Here is an 18204-nt window from a genome sequence, read left to right as displayed (position 1 = left end):
CTCGCCCCGATGCTGGCGCTGGTCCTGCTCGCCGGTTGCGGCGGGCAGGCGCCCGCGACGAACGAAGCCGTGGCCAACGACGTCGCGGCCAACGCGGTGGCGACTCCCGAACCCGAGCCGGCCCAGCACGTGATCGACGAGGCGCAGTTATTGGCGCCCGCCACTGCGGCGTCCATCCAGTCTCGGCTGGCGGTGCTGGAACGCAATTCGGGCAAGCGCGTGCTCATCGTGACGCTGGCGACGCTGGGCGGGCGGAATATCGACGCCGTTTCCGAAGAGATCGGCGCGCGGCTGGGCCTGGCCGACGGGGTTCTGCTGCTGATCGCCTCGCAGGACCGCCAGATGCGGCTTTCGGTCGGGCGCGGGTCGATGGGGCTGCTGAACGACCGCGAGGCGAAGCATATCGTCGAGCAGGTGATGCGGCCGGACCTGCGCGCGAACCGGTTCGAGGCGGGTATCGTCAAGGGCGTGGACCGGATCGCGTCGGAGCTTTCGGCGGTGGTCGCATGAAGGCGCTGCGGCTTCTGCTGGCGCTGCTGCTGCTGCTCGCGCTTCCTGCGAGTGCGTTCGCGCAGACCTTTCCCAAGCTGACTGGCCGCGTGGTCGATGCCGCGAATCTGCTCGATCCGGCGCAGGAAGCCGAGCTGACCAAACTCTCCGAGGATATCCAGAAGGCGTCGACGCGCCAGTTCGTGGTGGCGACGATCCCCGATCTGCAGGGCTATCCGATCGAGGACTATGGCTACCGGCTGGGCCGCGCGTGGAAGATCGGCCAGTCCGAAGCGAATAACGGCATCATCCTGATTGTCGCGCCCAAGGAAAGGCTGGTGCGGATCGAGGTCGGATACGGGCTGGAGCCTATCATGACCGATGGGTTCTCTGGGCTGATCATCGACCGGGAAATCAGGCCGAGATTCCGCGCCGGCGACATGGGCGGCGGGATCATGGCCGGCGCGGCCGCGATCGCCGAGCAGATGAAATTGCCGCTCGAGGCCGGTGAGGCGCGCGCCAAGGCGAAGCTGGATGCCGAACGCAAGACGACGGTGCAGCAGGGCGACACACGCCCGCGCCGGACCGATGACGGGTTCGATCTGGGCAGCCTCGGCTTCCTGTTCGTGATCGTCGTGATGGCGATCATCTTCGCTGCGATGCGCGGCGCGTCGCGGCGGGGACGCCGCTATCGCGGCGATGGCACAGGCGTGGCCGGGGAGATCGGCAACATCCTGCTCTGGACGGCAGTCGACGCAGCGCTGCGCAGCGGCGGACGCCGTTCGGGTGGTGGCTGGTCCGGCGGCTCCGGATGGGGCGGCGGCAGCAGCGGCGGTGGCGGTTCGTCATGGAGTGGCGGCGGTGGCGGCTTTTCCGGCGGTAGCGGATCGTTCGGCGGCGGCGGCGCGACGGGGAGCTGGTGATGACGCGAATCGGGTTCAGCGAAGCGGATCATCAGCGCGTCAGCGAAGCCGTGGCCGCGGCCGAGCATTCGACCGCAGGCGAGATCGTGACCATCGTCGCGGAACGATCGGACGCCTATCACGATGTCGGGCTGCACTATGCAGTGGCTGCGATGCTGATCGCGGCGGTGCTGGTGGCGGCGTGGCCCGGGCCGCTGGAACATATGCTGGGCTGGACCAGCGGGCCCGAAGTGGCGCGCACCGCCTATTGGCTGGCGATCGCGCAGGCCGTGCTGTTCCTCGCGGTGCGCTATGCGCTGGCATGGATGCCCGCGCGGATGGCGCTGACGCCGGGGGCGACCAAGACGCGGCGGGTGCGGCGGCGCGCGTTCGAGCTGTTCCGCGCCAGCGCGGAGAAGCGCACGCGCGGGCGAGTGGGCATCCTGCTCTACCTCAGCCTGGCCGAGCACCGCGCCGAGATCATCGCCGACGAAGCGATCCATTCGAAGGTGCCGGAAGATCGCTGGGGCGAGGCGATGGCCGCTTTGCTCGCGAAGCTGCGCCAGGGCGATGCGGCGGGCGGCATGGTCGACGCGGTTGCGAAGATCGCCGCGATCCTCGAAGAGCCGTTCCCGCGCGGTGCGCATGACGTGAACGAACTCCCGGACAGGCTGATCGAATTGTGAGCGAAGACACCGTCGAGATCGCCTGGCAGGGCAAGTGGATCGTCGCCAAGAAGCAGGGCAAATGGGAATATGTGTCGCGCAATCGCGGCATTCGCGCGGTGGTCATCATCGCGATCGACGAGGACGATCACGTTCTGCTGGTCGACCAGCATCGCGTACCGATCGGCCGGCGCTGCCTCGAACTGCCCGCCGGTCTGGTCGGCGACGATCATGCCGACGACACGCCCGAAAGCGCGGCGGTCCGCGAGCTTGAGGAAGAGACGGGCTACACCGCCGCCGACATCCAGAATCTGGGCGAATATTTCTCCTCGCCCGGGCTGGTGAGCGAAGGCTTCACGCTGGTGCGGCTGCGCGGGCTGACCAGGATCGGCGAAGGCGGCGGGATCGATGGTGAGGATATCATTGTCCACCGCGTGCCGCTGGCGGAGGTGCCGGCATTCGTCGCGGCGAAGCGGGCGGAGGGCATGGGGATCGACGTGAAGATCCTGATGCTGCTGGCGGAGACGTTTCTGGGCTAAGAAGCGCCGTAGAGCTTCTCGAAGCTCAGCCGGTCCCAATAGCCGCGCTGGAAGGCGATGCGGCCACCGGTCACCTGGAAGAAGCCGCAGCCGCGCATCCCCTTGGGATCGCGCCATTCCATGATCGCCCAGTCACCGTCAGCGAACTTGCTCTCGGGGATGCAGACCATCTCGGCCGCCGCGAATTCGGCATCGAACATCGCGCGGATCGCGGTGCGGCCTTCGACGGGATCGTTGGCGACCTGATGATTGACCGCATCCTCGTGATAAAGGGCGGTCAGCGCGTCGAGATCGGCGGCGTTGAAAGCCTCGATCCAGCGGTCGAGGACTTCCGCCGGGGTCACCGGAAATTGTCGGCGTAGGCCTGCAGCTTGAGCTTGCGTTCGGGCGCTGCGATCACATGATAGGCAAGGCCCGTGCGATCGGCATAGCCCTGCGCCGCTTCGAGCGTGGGGAAGTTCATCCGCAGCTGGGTCGAGGTGTCGCCCGAACCGGCCCAGCCGGTGAGCGGATCGGGGCGCTGCTGCTCGCCCGGCTCGAATTCGAGGATCCAGCGATCGGTCCGCGCGCGGCCGGACTGCATGGCGTTCTTGGGGCGCTGATAGATGCGTGCGGTGCTCATGGAGGCGTTCCTTAGCGCTTGCCCGCAGCCCTTGCATCAGCATTTTTGGTGCGCAGCGTTGCATTGGCGCATGCGGGATCGTCGGGCCAGGGGTGACGAGGATAACGGCCGCGCATTTCCTTCGCGACCGCGGCCCAGCTGCCCGCCCAGAAACCCGGCAGGTCGCGTGTGGTCTGGATCGGGCGGCCAGCGGGCGAGGTCAGGCTGAGCACCAGCGGCGTGGTGCCCACCATCGGATGAGTCGCGAGGCCGAACAGCGCCTGCGGGCGCAGCTCGACGGTCGGCCCGGCTTCGGCGGCATAGTCGATCTCGTGGGAGGAACCTGCGGGGCTTTCGAAGCGGGCGGGAGCGACCCGGTCGAGCGCCTGCTGCCCGTCCCAGCCGAGGCGGTTGTTGAGCGCGGTGGTGAGCGCGCCGGATTCGATCGCGTCGAACCGGCGCTTGCCCGCGAGTGCGGGGGGCAGCCAGTCGTCGAGATCGGCGAGCAGCGACTCGTCGGAAAGCTCGGTGAGGTTGGCATAGCCCGCGCGGGTGCGCAGCGCCTGCGCGGTACCCGACCAGGGGAGCAGGGCGAGGCCATGCTGGCGGACGGCTTCGAGCAGGGCGGCCTCGATCTCGCGCGGATCGGCATCCGAATCGGGACCGGAGGACAAGCGGATGCTGCCGAGTCGGCGCTCGCGCCGGGTCTCGATCCGCGCGGTGGCGGGATCGAAGCGGACAGTGCGATGCGTCGCGATGCGATCGGCGAACAGCGTTTCGACGGTGGCCGGGTCGATCTGTGCGGCCGAGAGGATGCGCGCGCCCGATGCCATGCCCTGCGTCTCGGCGACCGCGAGCCACTCGGCACGGGCCAGCGGCGATGTCGGATCGAGCCGGAACCCGCGCCCGCCGGCCGACGCCCAGGTCTCGCCCGACGCATCGCGGCGTTTGGCGATCCGGTCGGGGAAGGCGAGGGCGATGGCGGTGGCCACTGCCTGCTCTCTCTCTCCGCTTGCGGGGAGAGGGCTGGGGAGAGGGAGAATCTTGGCCCACCGCTCGGCCAGTTTCCACGCATTGTCGGCGCGCGGCCCGCGTTCGCTCTTCCACCGGCGCAGGCGCAGTTCGAGGTCGGCATCCTGTCCGCCAAGTCCGCGCTCGCCGAGCAGCACCGCGACTTGCGCAGCGGTCTTCGCCAGCCCGATCTCGCCCGCGCGCACCAGCATATGGCCCAGGCGCGGGGGGAGCGGCAGCTTCGCGATCGCCTTGCCATGCGCGGTCGGGCGGCCATTCTCGTCGAGCGCCTCCAGCACCGTCAGCCGCTTCCGCGCTTCGCTGACAGCGGCTTCGGGCGGCGTATCGAGCCAGCGCAATTCGCGCGGATCGCTGACGCCCCACAGCGCGCAATCGAGCGTCAGCGCCGACAGGTCGGCTTCGAGGATTTCGGGCGGGTCGAAGCGGGGCAGGCCGGCGGTCGCTGCGGCTTCCCACAGGCGATAGGCGACACCCGGACCCTGACGCCCGGCGCGGCCCGCGCGCTGGGTGACCGACGCCTGGCTGGCGCGCTCGGTGACGAGCCGCGTCATCCCCGCCGCGCGATCGTAGCGCGGGCGGCGGGCCAGTCCCGAATCCACCACCACGCGGATGCCGTCCAGCGTCAGGCTGGTCTCGGCGATCGAAGTGGCGAGGACGATTTTGCGGCGCCCTTCCTTGTCCGGGGCGATCGCGGCGCGCTGGGCGGAGGGCTCGAGACTGCCGTGCAGCTTGTGGAGCGCGATGCCGGGCAGGTCGCCAAGCCGATCGGCGGTACGCTCGATCTCGGCCACGCCGGGCAGGAAGGCGAGGATGCCGCCGTCCTCGTCGCGCAATGCCTGCCGGATCGCGGCGGCGACCGAGTCCTCGATACGCGCCTCGGCGGCACGGCCGAGATGGCGCAGCTCGAGCGGATAGCTGCGCCCCTCGCTTTCGATCACCGGGCTGTCGCCCATCAATGCCGAGAAGCGCGCGCCGTCGAGCGTAGCGGACATCGGCACGATCCGCAGATCGGGCCGGAGCGCTTCCTGTGCGTCGAGCGCGAGCGCGAGGCCGAAATCGCTGTCGAGGCTGCGTTCATGGACTTCGTCGAACAGCACCGCCGCGACGCCTGCCAATTCGGGATCGGCCTGGATGCGGTTCACGAAAATGCCCTCTGTGACGACTGTGACGCGGGTTTCGGACGAGCGCTTGCTGTCCATCCGCGTCGCATAGCCGAAGATCCGGCCGACGCTCTCGCCCGCAAGGCTCGCCATCCGCTCGGCGGCGGCGCGCGCGGCGAGGCGGCGGGGCGAGAGCAGCAGGATTTCGCGCCCCTCGACCCAGGGCTCGGCGAGCAGGGCAGGTGCGACGGCCGTCGTCTTGCCAGCACTCGGCGGCGCGACCAGCACCGCGCTCGACCTGGCCCGCAGCGTAGCGAGCAGATCGGGCAGGACGGCGTGGATCGGCAGGTCGGTCATCGGCGTACGGACCCTTAGTCCAGCCGGGTCACGCCGTCATCTCCTGCACCGAAACCACCACATTCTGGCACGCGCCAAAGCCATAGGCGGTCATGAACGAGACGTCGGCCGCGTCCCGGCCCACGCCGATCTTGGCCATCTCGGCTTCGGTCGCCATGCCGGTGGCATCGATCAAATGCCATTCGCCCGCCAGGAAGATTTCGGCGACCGCGTGGAAGTCCGGCGGCGTGACGTTCGGCGCATAGACGCTGGCCATACGCGCCGGAATCGCAGCTGCGCGAGCGAGGGTGATCAGGACATGCGCATAGTCGCGGCACACGCCCTGCCGCCGCACGAAACTGTCGAGCGCGGTGGTGTCCGAATTGCTGACGCCGGAGACATAGGTGAAATTGTCCGCGATCCAGTCGCGCATCGTCATCACCAGCGCGCCGCCCTTCAGCCCGTCAAACTCGGTTTCGACAAAGCTGTGAAAGTGATCCGCCGGGCAATAGCGCGAGGGCATCAGATACTGGACCGCTTCGCCGGGCAGCTCGCGCGGATCCATATGGGGCAGAGCGCGGGCGTCGCGCAGGATGCGGTTGATGGTGACATGGGCATCATATTCGACCGCCATCCGCCCCTCGGCGCGGATCCAGATACGATCGCCGATCCCGTCCTGCGCCGGCACACGCGCGAAATCGGTTCCGGTCACATGGGTGTGCGACCAGTCGACCGACTGTTCGGGAATGGCCGCCGCTTCGAACTGGAGCAGCACATCGGCGGGCTGGGCGAACTGGTAGTCGAGGCGAGTGCGGATCGAGAGCTTCATGGCGCCGCCAACGTACTGCAGCGGCCAAGGTGCCGATAGCGTCGCATTCTTTTTGGTTCAGCGATGCTGAACCGGGAGCGGCTGGTGCCGAGAATCAAACGAGCCATGCGCCCTTTTCGCCGATCGTGCGTTGGCGGCGGCGAAGGAGAAGTCCGATGGCGCGCACCCTGAACCAGTTCACCATCACTCCCGACGGCAATGGCGATTATGTTCTGAGCCTGGAGGATGATGACGGCGAGACGATCGATTTCACCGCGAGCTACGAGCAGCTCGACCTCATTACCGAAGCGATCGACGAACTGCTCGACGAGGATGAAGATGATCTGCTCGGCGTGGACGAGGACGAAGCGGAACCCGCCGAAGAGTAAGGTTCAGAACGCCCGGGCGACCGCGAACTCGACGGCTTCGACCATCGCGTCCTTCGCCTTGCCGGCAGGGAAGGCGCCCAGCGCGTCGATCGCGCGCTGGCCGTAATGGCGGGCGCGAGCGAGCGTGTCGTCCACCGCGCGACTGGCGCGGACGAGGCGGATCGCTTCGGCGAAATCCTCGTCCGAATTGCGGTGCCCGGTGACCGCGGCCTTCCAGAAGGCGCGTTCCTCGTCATTGCCGCGCGCATAAGCGAGGATGACCGGCAGGGTCATCTTGCCTTCGCGGAAATCGTCGCCCGCGTCCTTGCCCATCGTACCGGCGTCGGAAACATAGTCGATCGCATCGTCGACCAGCTGGAAGGCGATGCCGAGATTGCGGCCATAGGCGTCGAGCGCAGCCTCGTCGGCCTCGCCGCGTTCGGCGACGACTGCGGCGATCTTGCACGCCGCGGCAAACAAAGTCGCGGTCTTGGCGTCGATAATGTCGAGATAGCGCGCTTCGGACAGGTCGAGGCGGCGCACGGCGGTCAGCTGATTGACTTCGCCCTCGGCGATCGTCGCGCTGGCGCCCGAAAGGATCTTGAGCACCTTCAGGCTGCCATCCTCGACCATCAGCTCGAAGCTGCGGCTGAACAGGAAGTCGCCGACCAGCACGCTGGCGGGATTGCCCCAGATGATATTGGCGGTGCGACGGCCGCGACGCAGGTCGGACGAATCGACCACATCGTCGTGCAGCAAAGTCGCGGTGTGGATGAACTCGACCGACGCGGCCAGCTTGTGATGGCGCGTGCCCGAATAGCCGAGCAGTTCCGCGCTCGCCAGCGTCAGCATCGGGCGCATCCGCTTGCCGCCCCCGGCGATCAGGTGACCGGCCAGCTCGGGGATCAGCGGAATGTCGGACTGCATGCGGTCGAGGATCACCGCGTTGACCGCGTTCATGCCCGGCGCGACCAGCGTCAGCATCGGCTCCAGCGAAGGCTCGCGGGAGTTGAGGCGATGGATCGTAGCGCTCATTGGCGCGCTCTGGCCCGTGCTGCGGGCAAAGGCAAGCCTGCATCCGGAAACTCAGGGTTGCGCGGTGTCAAATCGCGGGCAAAAGGGGCGCGAAGGAGTATCCGATGCCCGACGAGACGCTGAGCCGCTACCGCCAGAGCATCGACAATATCGATGCATCGCTGGTGTTCATGCTGGCCGAGCGTTTCAAGATCACCCAGGCGGTGGGCGAGTACAAGGCCGCCAACGCGCTCCCCCCCGCCGATCCGGGCCGCGAGGAACGCCAGATCGAGCGGCTGCGCGCGCTGGCCAAGGATGCCGATCTCGATCCCGAATTCTCCGAGAAATTCCTGCGCTTCATCATCGATGAGGTGATCCGGCACCATGAGAAGGCGCGCGGAGGAACTGGCTGAGGATAGCGGCCGTTCGTCATGCACTGCTGAAGGGGATCGATCCGTGTCTGCCGACGACTATCTGATCTTCCGCCCCGATGACGTCGACCTCTCGCAATCCCCGCTGCGCAAGTCGCTGGGCGAGCCAACCTATGTGCTGGGCGCGTTCAATCCGGGATTGGCGCGGCTGCCGGGCGGCAATCTGCTGCTGATGGTCCGCGTGGCCGAAGCGCTGCGCGAGCCGGTCGCGGGCGGCTTCGCGCGAACGATTCGCTGGACCCCCGAAGGCTATGGGCTCGACCGGCATCCGCTCGCCGGGGTCGAGATGAGCGATCCGCGCACCTTCGCGCTGAAGGGTCGCCATCCGCCCTTGCTCGGGCTGACGTCGCTGTCGTGGCTGTTGCCCGTAGAGCTGACCGGCGATGCGCGCGAAGTGGTCAAGGTCCACTACGACAAGGCGATCGAACCCTCCGCCAGCTGGCAGGATTACGGGATCGAGGATGCGCGGATCAGCCTGGTCGGCGGCAGCTGGTGGATGACCGTCTGCTCGGTTTCGGCCGAGCGGCATTGCACCGCGATGTACCATTCGGTGAACGGGCTGGATTACAAGCCGCTCGGCATCGTGCTCGATCACCAGAACAAGGACATGCTCCTGTTCGAAGGCAAGCCGGGCGGCAAATATATGGCGCTCACCCGCCCGCTGGGGGAGCAATATTTCGCCTATCCCGACGAAAGCCCTTGGGCCGGCGGACCGGCGATCCAGATGGCGACGTCGCCCGATGGGCTGCACTGGCGACCCTCCGAAGCGCCCGGCATCCGCGCGCGCAAGGGCACCAGCACCAGCCTGAGAATGGGCGGCGGCGCGCAGCCGATCCTGACGCCCGAAGGCTGGCTGGTGCTGTATCACGGCGTCGAGAAGCGCGAGACGGTGGGCGTATATCGCACCTTCTGGGCGCTGCTCGACCGCGACGATCCGACCCGGGTAATCCGGCAGGAGGACGGCGCGCCCCTGCTGGAAGCCGCCCCCACGCTGACCGCCGACATCGCGCATCAGATGTATCTGCCGACACCAGTGGTGTTCACCACGGGGATCGCCGATGCGGGGGATCACTATGTCGTGGCCTCGGGCGAGGCGGACCTGGCGTGCCGGATCACGCACATCCCGAAACTGGTGTTTCGCTAACTTCCCTCTCCCCGGAGGGCAGAGGGCTTTCAATCACTCCGCCGCCAGCACGTCCAGCGCGCCGCCCAGATCCACCGACACGAGCCGGCTAACCCCGCGCTCCACCATCGTCACGCCGAACAGGCGGTGCATGCGGCTCATCGTCGCGGCATTGTGCGTGACGATCAGGTAGCGGGTGCGCGTTTCCTCGGTCATGCGGTCGAGCAAGTCGCAGAAGCGCTCGATATTGGCGTCGTCGAGCGGGGCGTCGACTTCGTCGAGGACGCAAATCGGCGCGGGGTTGGTCAGGAACAGCGCGAAGATCAGCGCCACCGCAGTCAGCGCCTGTTCGCCGCCCGAGAGCAAGGTCAGCGACTGGAGCTTCTTGCCCGGCGGCTGGGCCATGATCTCGAGACCGGCTTCGAGCGGATCGTCCGAATCGACCAGTTCGAGATGCGCGGCGCCGCCGTTGAACAGCGTCGTGAACAGCCGGCGGAAATGCTGGTCGACCGCTTCGAACGCGGCCAGCAACCGCTGACGCCCTTCGCGGTTGAGCATGCCGATCGAGCCGCGCAGCCGATGCACGGCCTGAGTCAGTTCGTCGCGTTCCTTGGCACTGGCTTCGGCCGACGTAGTCAGTTCGGCCAACTCGGATTCGGCGACCAGATTGACCGGACCGATCCGCTCGCGTTCGGCGATCAGCCGGTCGTGCGACGAGGATTCGGCTTGCGGATCGCCGACGCTATCTTCCTTGAAGCCAGCCCGTTCGGGCAGCAGCGGGGGCGGGCATTCGAAGCGTTCGCCTGACAGGCGGCCCATTTCGACGCGGCGCATTTCCTGATTCTCGGCGCGAGCCAGCGCACCGGCGCGCGCTTCGCGAGCCTGCGAGAGCGATTCGTTCGCGGCCCGAACATCGCCTTCGGTGGCGCGCAGCGCGGCTTCCGCGTCACGCTCGGCGGATTGCGCGGCGGAGGATTCAGCGCGGGCGGATTCCCCGGCCTGTTCGGCTTCGGCGACTTTCGCGTCGAGTTCGGCGGGTTTGCCGGCGAGCGTTTCGCTTTCCTCGGCGAGGTCGATCGCGCGCTGGTCCATCTCGGCCGAGCGGCGGGCGGCTTCGCCGGCGCGGGCGTTCCAGCTCTTGCTCTCGGCTTCGGCAGCGGCGCGGCGTTCGCGCGACTGCGAGATTTCGCGCTCCAGCGTGCCCCGTTCGGCGCGCGCCGATGCCGATGCGGCGCGGCGCGTTTCGGCTTCGGACGAGAGGCGGGCGACCTTGTCGCGCGTGGCGCTGCCATCGGGAAGCGCGGCCTTGGCCGCTTCGGCCCGCGAGAGTTCGCCCGCAGCTTCGTCCTGTTCGGTCAGGATGCGCGCGCGGCGCGAGTCGAGATCGGCGCGCTGCGAATCCAGCCGTTCGAGCTGCCCGGCGGCGCGATCCTCGGCGCGGGCGGCGTCGCGCGCGGCGGTGTCGCTGTGATCGAGCAGGCGGCGGCAATCCCCGGCATTGCGGCGCGCCTCGGCGATGGTCTCGTCGATCCGGGCGAGCTCGGCATCGGCGGCATCGACCCCGCGAACCGCAGCGGGACGCGCCTTTTCGATCGCGGCTAGGCGATTGATCCGTTCGAGCCGCTCGGCTGCCGCAGCCCCGCCCGACTTTGCGACATAACCGTCCCAGCGGCGCAGCGTGCCGGAGAGCGTGACGAGACGCTGGCCCACCGCGAGCGGCTGTCCGGTATCGGCTTCTGCGACGAGGATTTGCGAGAGGCGGCGGGTAAGTTCGCCCGGAGCCTGTACATGGCGGACCAGCGGCGTGGTGCCCGAAGCTGCACCGGGATCGCCGGGCAGCGCCTCGGCGCCCGCCCAATAGCGTTCGGCTTTCGCGTCCAGCCCGGCTTCGAGATCGTCGCCAAGCCCTGCCGCGAGCGCGCGCTCATACCCGGCATCGACCTTCAGCTTGTCGAGGATGCGATCCTTGTCCGATGGCCGCGTCGATTTGGTCAGCGCCTGCGCTTCGCTGTCGAGCGCGCTGAGTTCGGCATGGGCGGCGGCGCGGGCGGATTGGGCGCGGTCGCGGCCGTCGATCGCGCCGCGCTCGGCCGCATCGGCGCGGGCCAGTCCGGTGCGCGCGGTTTCGGCCTGCGCCAGCGCCTTGGCGCGCGCGTCGGCGGCGCGGGCTTTCTCGGCCTTGAGCGGTTCGGCGTCGGGCAGCGCGCGCAGCTCGGCATCGATCCGGGCGAGATCGCGAGTCGATCGCTCCACGCGGGTACGCGCGGCGGCCAGCGCGGCTTCGGCGACGCGCGCTTCGGCGGCTTCGCTGGCTTGCGCGGCGAGCGCCTGCGCCAGCGCCACTTCGGCGTCGCGCGCGGCGCGTTCGGCTTCGGCCAGCGCAGCGTCGAGATTGGGCATGCGCGTCGCGGCGGTCTCGATCCGCTGGTCGAGCGCCGCCATTTCGTCGCTGAGGCGGGCCAGCGCTTCGGCGGCGTCGCGGGCCAGCGCGCCTTCGCGTCCGCGATCCTCGGCCAGCCGCAGTTCGGCGTGCTTCAGGTCGGCGATGCGCCGCTCGACCGTCGCGCGTTCGCTGCGCAGCGTGGCCAGCGCGTGCATCGTCTCGGTCGCCTTGTCCCGCACCATCAGCGCACTGGCGCGCAGCCCGGCAAGCGTTTCCGCCGCCGCCTGTTGCACGGCGGCGGCATCGTCATGCGCCTTCGCCCGTTCGGCGACCAGCGCCTCGGCGGCCTGGGCTTCCTTCTTCGCCACATCCGCCGCCGCCGCCGCGTCGCGCCAGCGGGCGAAGATCATCCGCGCTTCGGCGACGCGGATCTTGTCGGATAGCTCGCGGTAGCGCTCGGCCTGCCGCGCTTGACGGCGCAGCGCCTGCGCGCGGGCTTCCTGATCGGTGATGACTTCGTCGAGCCGGGTCAGATTGGCTTCGGTCGCGCGCAGCTTCTGCTCGGCATCCTTGCGCCGCACATGAAGCCCCGCAATCCCCGCCGCTTCCTCCAGCATCGCGCGGCGCTCGGCCGGCTTTGCCGAGATGATCGCGCCGATCCGGCCCTGGCTGACCAGCGCCGGGCTGTGCGCGCCGGTCGCCGCGTCGGCGAAGGCGAGGCTGACATCCTTGGCGCGGACGTCGCGGCCGTTGATCCGATAGGCGGAGCCGGCGCCGCGTTCGATCCGGCGGACGACTTCCATCTCGTCCATTTCGCCCACGCCGTCGGCCAGGATCGAGACTTCGGCGAAATCACGCTGCGGGCGCGTCGCCGTGCCCGCGAAGATCACGTCTTCCATGCCCGCGCCGCGCATCGACTTCGGGCTGTTCTCGCCCATCGCCCAGCGCAGCGCTTCGAGCAGATTGGATTTGCCGCACCCGTTGGGGCCGACGATCCCCGTCAGCCCGGGTTCGATCCGCAGGTCGGCGGGATCGACGAAGCTCTTGAACCCCGTGAGACGGAGCCGTTTGATCTGCATCGATGGCCCCGCCGGACCCTAGAGGATCAGCGCGCGCCGGCTGCGCGAAGCGCCGGCTCGACCTGATCCCAGGTGATCGCGTCGTTCACCTTCTCGCCATTGACGTAGAAGCTCGGCGTGCCGCTGACCTTCATCGTGTCGGTCGCATACTTCATCCGTTCGGCCAGCTTCTCCAGCGCGGCCTGATCGCTCAGGCACTGGTCGAGCTTCGCCTGCGGAACGCCGCGCTGCTTCATGAAATCGAGATAGCCGAACAGCTCCATGAAGCGGCGCGCCTGGCCGAGCGGGGACAGGCCCTGCATCGACTGCCATTCGGTCTCGGGGATCGCCTGACCGCGCTGGGTGAACTCGGGCTGCTTGGCGTACATCTCGTCGAGGATCGGGAAGAAGGCTTCGTCGGGAACGCACTTGCCGATCAGCGCGAGGCCCACGTCCTGCGGGTGGATCATGAATTCGCGGAATTCCCAGCTGACCTGGCCGGTCGCGATATATTTGGCGCGGAGCGGCTCGGGACCGGTCATCGCGAAGGCGGCGCACGCCGGGCAGCTGCGCGAACCATATTCGAGCAGCTTGATCGGCGCGTTGGGATTGCCCTGCATTACGCCGCCTTCGGGCGTCTGGGTGATGACGTCGGTCCATGCCTTGCCCGCGGGGGCGGCGGTGTTGGCGACCGGAGTGTCGCTGGTCACGGGGGTCGATCCATTCCCTTCGCCGCCGCCGCATCCGGCGAGCGCGAAGAGGGCGAGAGCGGCAATCACGATACGCATTTCAGGTCTCCGTCGATATTCGATGCACCGGCTTCAGCGGCCGGCCTTGAGAAGCGGTTCGAGCCGGCCCCAGGTGACGACATTCACCGGCTGGCCGTTGAGGAAGAAGGTGGGGGTGCCGCCCACGCCCATCTGTTCGGCGCCCTCGGCGATCTTGACCAGATCGTCATACACCGCGCGGTTGCTGAGGCACGCCGTCATCGCGGCTTCGGTCATGCCGTGGCGCTTCATGAAGGGCGTATAGCCCAGCGCGTCGGCATAGGCGCGCGATTGCGCCGAAAGCGGCATGTTGCGGATTTCCTCGGCGCGTTCGGGCGAGATCGACGCGACGCGGCCGTTGAATGCCTGCTGTTCGGCGAACATGCCGTCGAGCACGCGGAAATAGGCGCTCGTCGGCACGCAGCGGCCGAGCATCGAGATGGCGATGTCCTGCGCATGGACCGGATAGTCGCGGAATTCCCAGCTCACCCGGCCGCTGGCGATATAGGTGGTGACCAACGTCTTCGAATCGGCGGCGAAGCGGCCGCAGGTCGGGCAGCTGCGCGAGCCATATTCGATCAGCTTGAGCGGCGCGTTGGGATTGCCCATGCGATAGCCTGCCTCGGGCGTCTTCACGATGGTCGCGGTCCAGTTCGGACGCGCGGCGGGGCGCGCGGGCGCCTTCTTCGCGGCGGCGGGAGCCGGTTTCTTCTTGGCCTGCGCCGCGGCGGGCGAGGCCGTCACGAACAGCGCGAGGACAGCGAGCAATAGGAAGCGCATCAGTCGATCCTGCCGATCTTGGGAAAGTTGGCCGCGGCGACGCCGGAGGCGAGGGATTCGAGCACGGCCTTGAGTTCGGGATCGGCGATCCCGCGAAGGCTTTCGCCCATTTCCTCGGTCAGCGGCTTGAGTTCGGGCGGCGGCGCGGCGGGCTTGGGCTTCTTCACTTCGCCGTGACGGATCTGGAGCCGGGCGACGGCGGTATAGCCGAAGAAGCGATTGACCCGCTCGACGATCTCCGGCGCGATGTGCTGCATCATCGGCGCATGGGCGCCCGACACGACGAGGCTCAGCACGCCCTCGGCACGCTTGCCCTGCGGAAAGCGGATCGATTCGGGCGAGGAAACGCGGGCATATCGATCGCCGACGATCTCGGCCCAGCGGCTGACCACGGCGTGCTGGACGAAGCCGAACTTGCGGAACGCGGCGCGGCCGACATCGGGCAGCAGCTCGGAAACCGGGCGCGCGCGGTTGCTGCGCGCCGGCTCGGGCTTCGGCTGCCGGATCGTGGCGCGCGCTGGATTCTTGGCCGGGGTCTTCGGGGGCTTCGTCATTCCGGCCTACCCATGCCATAGGGGCCTGTGCCCGACAACATCGCCGCGAAATTGCTCCCCTGGTACGACGCCAATGCCCGCGACCTGCCGTGGCGCGCGCGGCCGGGCGCGAACGCCACCGAACCCTATCGCGTCTGGCTTTCCGAAGTGATGCTGCAGCAGACCCAGGTCGCGACGGTGAAGCCCTATTTCGAGAAGTTCACCTCGCGCTGGCCGAGCTTCGAGGCGCTGGCGGCGGAGGAGGATGCCGAAGTGATGAGCGCCTGGGCCGGCCTCGGCTACTATGCGCGGGCGCGCAACATGCTGGCCTGTGCGCGGGCCGTCGCGGCGGGCGGGATGCCGGATACCGAGGAAGGGCTGCTCAGGCTGCCGGGCGTCGGCGGCTATACCGCTGCGGCGGTGGCGGCGATCGCGTTCGGGCGGCGCGCGGTGGTCGTCGACGGCAATGTCGAGCGGGTGGTGTCGCGGCTGTTCGCGGTGCGCGAGGCGCTGCCGGGGGCGAAGGGCAGGATCCGGGACCTGACCGATTCGATCACCCCCGATACGCGCGCGGGCGATTTTGCGCAGGCGATGATGGATCTGGGCGCGACGGTCTGCACCGCGCGCGGTCCGCGCTGCCTGTTGTGCCCGCTGCGCGCCGATTGCGCCGGGTTCGCGACGGGCGAGCCGGAAACCTTCCCGGTGAAGACGAAGAAACCCGAACGCCCGCAGCGCTATGGCACGATGTTCTGGGCCGAACGCGACGGGCAGGTGCTGCTGGTGCGGCGGCCGGACAAGGGGCTGCTCGGCGGGATGCGCGCATTGCCGACCGGGCCGTGGCGCGAGTCGCCGCCGGGGCTGGAAGACGCGCCGGTCGCGGGCGACTGGCGCCTGCTCGGCGATACGGTGAGCCACGGCTTCACCCATTTCCGTCTCGATTGTGCGCTTGCGGTTGCCACAATCGGAGCGCAGGAAATCGCGCACGGCGAATGGTGGCCGGTGGCGGAGATCGAGTCGGCAGGGCTGCCGACCGTGTTCGCCAAGGCAGCGAGAGCGATACGGAGAGACACATGACGGCACGGCGGACCTGGGTGAGACTGGCGCTTGGCGGCGCGATGATCGCGATGGCGGCGGCGGGCGGCCATGCCGCGCTTCAGCCGGTTTCGATCGTCAAGACGAACCTGCCCGCCACGCAGGCGCTGGCCGATCGCTATGTCGCCGAGAACAAGGTGCCCGGCATCGTCATGTCGATCGGCTATCGCGACACGCCGACCCAGTTCGTGTCCGCGGGCCGGATCGCGGCCGAAGCCGATGCCCCGATGGCCGGGCCGGACAGCCTGTGGCGCGTCTATTCGATGACCAAGCCCGTCACCGGCATCGCGGCGATGATCCTGATCGAGGAAGGCAAGCTGAAGCTGGACCAGCCGATCAGCGACTTCATCCCGGCGTTCAAGAATGTGCGGGTGCTCGACGATCCCAACGGCACCACGCTGGCGAGCCACCCGGCAAAGGGACCGATCACGGTGCGGCATCTGCTGACGCACACCGCGGGCCTCGGCTATTCGATCGTCACCAAGGGGCCGCTGCTCGACGAATATAACAAGCTCGGGCTCAATCCCGCCGCGGTCGGTCCGGCGATGGAGCCGCAGATGGCGGCGGCGCGCGCGCCCAGCCTCGAGGAATTCGCCAACCGGCTGGCGACGCTGCCGCTGATCGCCGAGCCGGGGACCAAGTGGAGCTATTCGGTCAGCCTCGATCTGCTGGGGCGGGTGATCGAAGTGGCCTCGGGCCAGAAGTTCGACCAGTTCCTCAAGTCGCGCCTGTTCGATCCGCTCAAGATGAATTCGACCGGTTTCGTGGTGGAAGCCGGCAATGCCGGGCGGCTGGCGACCAACTATTATTATATGGGCGAGACGCGGGTTCCGGTGGATGCCGGCAAAAGCTCGATCTGGTTGAGCCCGCCGACCTTTCCCTATGGCGGGGCCGGACTGGTTTCGTCGGCGCGCGACTATGATCGCTTCCTCCACATGCTGCAGAATGGCGGGACGCTGGACGGGGTGCGCATCCTGAAGCCGGAAACGGCGGAACTGGCGATGTCGAACCTGCTCCTGCCCGGCACCGATACGACGATGCTCGGCGCGCTGAGCGGGCTGGCGGGCAAGCTTGGTTTCGGCGCGGGCGGTTCGGTCTATCTGGTCGATGTGCCAGGCGCGGCGGGCAAGGGCACGTTCGGCTGGGCCGGCGCCGCCGGCACGCTGGCCTGGGTCGATCGCGGACGCGGCATTCGCGGCACGGTGATGGTCAATTACATGCCGGGCGAGAAATGGCCGCTGCGCGCCGATGTGAACCAGTCGATCCATACCGACTTCGCGCGCTGAGCCGTACATCATGAGGGCACCGGGGTTTACCGGCGGCACGTTCGATCGCGCCGACGCGCTGCGGACCGATCTCGATCGGCTCGCGGCGGCGACCGCCGATCCGCGCGCGCGGCTGCTGCGGCTCAACGCGCTCGATCCCGAACTCACGCCCGAGGGGCGGCTGGGCTGGGGATCGCTGGCCGAGGCGGGGGACGAGGATGACCTGATCTTCCTCGGCTTCATCGACGGCGTGCCGCATTTCGCGTCGGTCGATCCGAAGGCAACGCCGGTGACGGGCCGTTCGCCCGCGATCTTCCGTGCGCTCGACATTCTGCCGGCGGAGGAAGCCGCCAATTATGCCGCGGCGCGCAGCGTGGTCGACTGGCATATGCGGCACCGCTTCTGCGCGGTATGCGGCACGCCGAGCACGCCGTTCCGAGCGGGCTGGGGCCGCAAATGCCCCGTGTGCGACGCCGAACATTTCCCGCGCACCGATCCGGTGGTGATCATGATCGCCGAACATGACGGCCGCGCGCTGCTGGGGCGGCAATCGCCCTGGCCGCGCGGGCGCTATTCGGCGCTGGCGGGATTTCTCGAGCCCGGCGAATCGATCGAGGAAGCCGTTGCGCGCGAGACGCTGGAGGAAACCGGCGTGCGGGTGCGCGGCGTCCGCTACGTCGCCAGCCAGCCCTGGCCTTTCCCGTCGTCGCTGATGATCGCGTGCATCGGCATGGCCGAGAACGACGCGCTGGATATCGACCGCAACGAACTGGAGGACGCTCGCTGGTTCACCCGCGACGAGGTTCGCGCCTCGCTGGCGGGGGATCCGGACGCGCTGTTCGGCGCGCCGCCGCCTTATGCGATTGCGCATACGCTGCTGACGGCTTGGGTGGGCGATTGATTTCTTCGGCCGATTGA

General features: G+C 68.4%; 19 protein-coding genes. 10 read left to right on the top strand and 9 right to left on the bottom strand.

Annotated elements, in window-relative coordinates:
• Positions 1-9 precede the first annotated feature (9 nt).
• The 4 genes from HHL13_RS18155 to HHL13_RS18140 are packed head-to-tail and all read left to right on the top strand — an operon-like array spanning position 10 to position 2595.
• Positions 10-510 carry a TPM domain-containing protein gene (locus tag HHL13_RS18155; protein ID WP_169557358.1) on the top strand — a complete coding sequence of 167 codons (501 nt, stop codon included), beginning with the start codon at positions 10-12 and terminating at the stop codon, positions 508-510.
• Positions 507-1412: a TPM domain-containing protein gene (locus HHL13_RS18150; RefSeq protein ID WP_169557357.1), complete on the top strand. Its 906-nt coding sequence runs from the start codon at positions 507-509 to the stop codon at positions 1410-1412. The genes HHL13_RS18155 and HHL13_RS18150 overlap by 4 nt, the downstream gene beginning before the upstream one ends.
• Positions 1412-2077: a TPM domain-containing protein gene (locus HHL13_RS18145; protein WP_169557356.1), complete on the top strand. Its 666-nt coding sequence runs from the start codon at positions 1412-1414 to the stop codon at positions 2075-2077. Before HHL13_RS18150 ends, HHL13_RS18145 begins: the two co-directional genes overlap by 1 nt.
• Complete coding sequence (locus tag HHL13_RS18140) at positions 2074-2595, top strand: NUDIX hydrolase (RefSeq protein ID WP_169557355.1); 522 nt, start codon at positions 2074-2076, stop codon at positions 2593-2595. The genes HHL13_RS18145 and HHL13_RS18140 overlap by 4 nt, the downstream gene beginning before the upstream one ends.
• Here HHL13_RS18140 and HHL13_RS18135 read toward each other — a convergent pair.
• The 4 genes from HHL13_RS18135 to HHL13_RS18120 are packed head-to-tail and all read right to left on the bottom strand — an operon-like array spanning position 2592 to position 6493.
• Complete coding sequence (locus tag HHL13_RS18135; RefSeq protein WP_169557354.1) at positions 2592-2939, bottom strand: nuclear transport factor 2 family protein; 348 nt, start codon at positions 2937-2939, stop codon at positions 2592-2594. The genes HHL13_RS18140 and HHL13_RS18135 overlap by 4 nt on opposite strands.
• On the bottom strand, positions 2936-3217 hold the full coding sequence (locus HHL13_RS18130; protein WP_169557353.1) for an ETC complex I subunit: 282 nt from the start codon (positions 3215-3217) through the stop codon (positions 2936-2938). The genes HHL13_RS18135 and HHL13_RS18130 overlap by 4 nt, the downstream gene beginning before the upstream one ends.
• An 11-nt stretch (positions 3218-3228) precedes the next feature.
• On the bottom strand, positions 3229-5685 hold the full coding sequence (gene hrpB, locus HHL13_RS18125) for an ATP-dependent helicase HrpB (RefSeq protein ID WP_169557352.1): 2457 nt from the start codon (positions 5683-5685) through the stop codon (positions 3229-3231).
• Positions 5686-5713: 28 nt separating this feature from the next.
• A complete protein-coding gene (locus HHL13_RS18120) occupies positions 5714-6493 on the bottom strand; it encodes a transglutaminase family protein (protein WP_169557351.1) in 780 nt (259 codons plus the stop codon).
• Positions 6494-6648: 155 nt separating this feature from the next.
• Between HHL13_RS18120 and HHL13_RS18115 the strand changes: the two genes are divergently transcribed.
• Positions 6649-6861 carry a hypothetical protein gene (locus tag HHL13_RS18115; RefSeq protein ID WP_169557350.1) on the top strand — a complete coding sequence of 71 codons (213 nt, stop codon included), beginning with the start codon at positions 6649-6651 and terminating at the stop codon, positions 6859-6861.
• Between the two features lie 3 nt (positions 6862-6864).
• Here the strand turns inward: HHL13_RS18115 and HHL13_RS18110 are convergent, their stop codons facing one another.
• A complete protein-coding gene (locus HHL13_RS18110) occupies positions 6865-7875 on the bottom strand; it encodes a polyprenyl synthetase family protein (RefSeq protein ID WP_169557349.1) in 1011 nt (336 codons plus the stop codon).
• A gap of 104 nt (positions 7876-7979) precedes the next feature.
• Here HHL13_RS18110 and HHL13_RS18105 point away from each other — a divergent pair, with 104 nt between their 5' ends.
• On the top strand, positions 7980-8267 hold the full coding sequence (locus HHL13_RS18105; protein ID WP_169557348.1) for a chorismate mutase: 288 nt from the start codon (positions 7980-7982) through the stop codon (positions 8265-8267).
• Positions 8268-8310: 43 nt separating this feature from the next.
• Positions 8311-9429, top strand: coding sequence for a glycosidase (locus HHL13_RS18100; RefSeq protein WP_346775585.1), 1119 nt, complete (start codon positions 8311-8313; stop codon positions 9427-9429).
• Positions 9430-9462: 33 nt separating this feature from the next.
• Here the strand turns inward: HHL13_RS18100 and smc are convergent, their stop codons facing one another.
• The 4 genes from smc to HHL13_RS18080 are packed head-to-tail and all read right to left on the bottom strand — an operon-like array spanning position 9463 to position 14950.
• Positions 9463-12870, bottom strand: coding sequence for a chromosome segregation protein SMC (gene smc / locus HHL13_RS18095; protein ID WP_169557346.1), 3408 nt, complete (start codon positions 12868-12870; stop codon positions 9463-9465).
• Positions 12871-12896: 26 nt separating this feature from the next.
• Complete coding sequence (locus HHL13_RS18090) at positions 12897-13637, bottom strand: thioredoxin domain-containing protein (protein WP_169557345.1); 741 nt, start codon at positions 13635-13637, stop codon at positions 12897-12899.
• A gap of 33 nt (positions 13638-13670) precedes the next feature.
• Positions 13671-14396, bottom strand: coding sequence for a thioredoxin domain-containing protein (locus HHL13_RS18085; protein WP_169557344.1), 726 nt, complete (start codon positions 14394-14396; stop codon positions 13671-13673).
• Positions 14396-14950 (bottom strand): DciA family protein, encoded by a 555-nt coding sequence (locus HHL13_RS18080; protein WP_169557343.1) that lies wholly within the window; start codon positions 14948-14950, stop codon positions 14396-14398. The genes HHL13_RS18085 and HHL13_RS18080 overlap by 1 nt, the downstream gene beginning before the upstream one ends.
• Positions 14951-15001: 51 nt before the next feature.
• Between HHL13_RS18080 and HHL13_RS18075 the strand changes: the two genes are divergently transcribed.
• The 3 genes from HHL13_RS18075 to nudC are packed head-to-tail and all read left to right on the top strand — an operon-like array spanning position 15002 to position 18187.
• Positions 15002-16003, top strand: coding sequence for an A/G-specific adenine glycosylase (locus HHL13_RS18075; RefSeq protein ID WP_169557834.1), 1002 nt, complete (start codon positions 15002-15004; stop codon positions 16001-16003).
• Positions 16000-17307: a serine hydrolase domain-containing protein gene (locus HHL13_RS18070; RefSeq protein WP_169557342.1), complete on the top strand. Its 1308-nt coding sequence runs from the start codon at positions 16000-16002 to the stop codon at positions 17305-17307. The genes HHL13_RS18075 and HHL13_RS18070 overlap by 4 nt, the downstream gene beginning before the upstream one ends.
• A gap of 10 nt (positions 17308-17317) precedes the next feature.
• Complete coding sequence (gene nudC / locus HHL13_RS18065; RefSeq protein ID WP_169557341.1) at positions 17318-18187, top strand: NAD(+) diphosphatase; 870 nt, start codon at positions 17318-17320, stop codon at positions 18185-18187.
• Positions 18188-18204: the final 17 nt, after the last annotated feature.

Source organism: Sphingomonas sp. G-3-2-10, assembly GCF_012927115.1.
Lineage (GTDB): Bacteria > Pseudomonadota > Alphaproteobacteria > Sphingomonadales > Sphingomonadaceae > Sphingomonas.
Note: the sequence above shows the minus strand (reverse complement) of the source record. Positions and strands in the feature narration are given on the sequence as shown.

Excerpts from the sequence above, each read along its gene's own strand:
- hrpB (WP_169557352.1), bottom strand. The coding sequence starts at position 5,685 with ATGACCGACCTGCCGATCCACGCCGTCCTGCCCGATCTGCTCGCTACG.
- HHL13_RS18080 (WP_169557343.1), bottom strand. The coding sequence starts at position 14,950 with ATGACGAAGCCCCCGAAGACCCCGGCCAAGAATCCAGCGCGCGCCACG.
- nudC (WP_169557341.1), top strand. The coding sequence starts at position 17,318 with ATGAGGGCACCGGGGTTTACCGGCGGCACGTTCGATCGCGCCGACGCG.
- HHL13_RS18085 (WP_169557344.1), bottom strand. The coding sequence starts at position 14,396 with ATGCGCTTCCTATTGCTCGCTGTCCTCGCGCTGTTCGTGACGGCCTCG.
- smc (WP_169557346.1), bottom strand. The coding sequence starts at position 12,870 with ATGCAGATCAAACGGCTCCGTCTCACGGGGTTCAAGAGCTTCGTCGAT.
- HHL13_RS18110 (WP_169557349.1), bottom strand. The coding sequence starts at position 7,875 with ATGAGCGCTACGATCCATCGCCTCAACTCCCGCGAGCCTTCGCTGGAG.
- HHL13_RS18090 (WP_169557345.1), bottom strand. The coding sequence starts at position 13,637 with ATGCGTATCGTGATTGCCGCTCTCGCCCTCTTCGCGCTCGCCGGATGC.
- HHL13_RS18130 (WP_169557353.1), bottom strand. The coding sequence starts at position 3,217 with ATGAGCACCGCACGCATCTATCAGCGCCCCAAGAACGCCATGCAGTCC.
- HHL13_RS18070 (WP_169557342.1), top strand. The coding sequence starts at position 16,000 with ATGACGGCACGGCGGACCTGGGTGAGACTGGCGCTTGGCGGCGCGATG.
- HHL13_RS18155 (WP_169557358.1), top strand. The coding sequence starts at position 10 with ATGCTGGCGCTGGTCCTGCTCGCCGGTTGCGGCGGGCAGGCGCCCGCG.
- HHL13_RS18145 (WP_169557356.1), top strand. The coding sequence starts at position 1,412 with ATGACGCGAATCGGGTTCAGCGAAGCGGATCATCAGCGCGTCAGCGAA.
- HHL13_RS18150 (WP_169557357.1), top strand. The coding sequence starts at position 507 with ATGAAGGCGCTGCGGCTTCTGCTGGCGCTGCTGCTGCTGCTCGCGCTT.
- HHL13_RS18120 (WP_169557351.1), bottom strand. The coding sequence starts at position 6,493 with ATGAAGCTCTCGATCCGCACTCGCCTCGACTACCAGTTCGCCCAGCCC.
- HHL13_RS18115 (WP_169557350.1), top strand. The coding sequence starts at position 6,649 with ATGGCGCGCACCCTGAACCAGTTCACCATCACTCCCGACGGCAATGGC.
- HHL13_RS18105 (WP_169557348.1), top strand. The coding sequence starts at position 7,980 with ATGCCCGACGAGACGCTGAGCCGCTACCGCCAGAGCATCGACAATATC.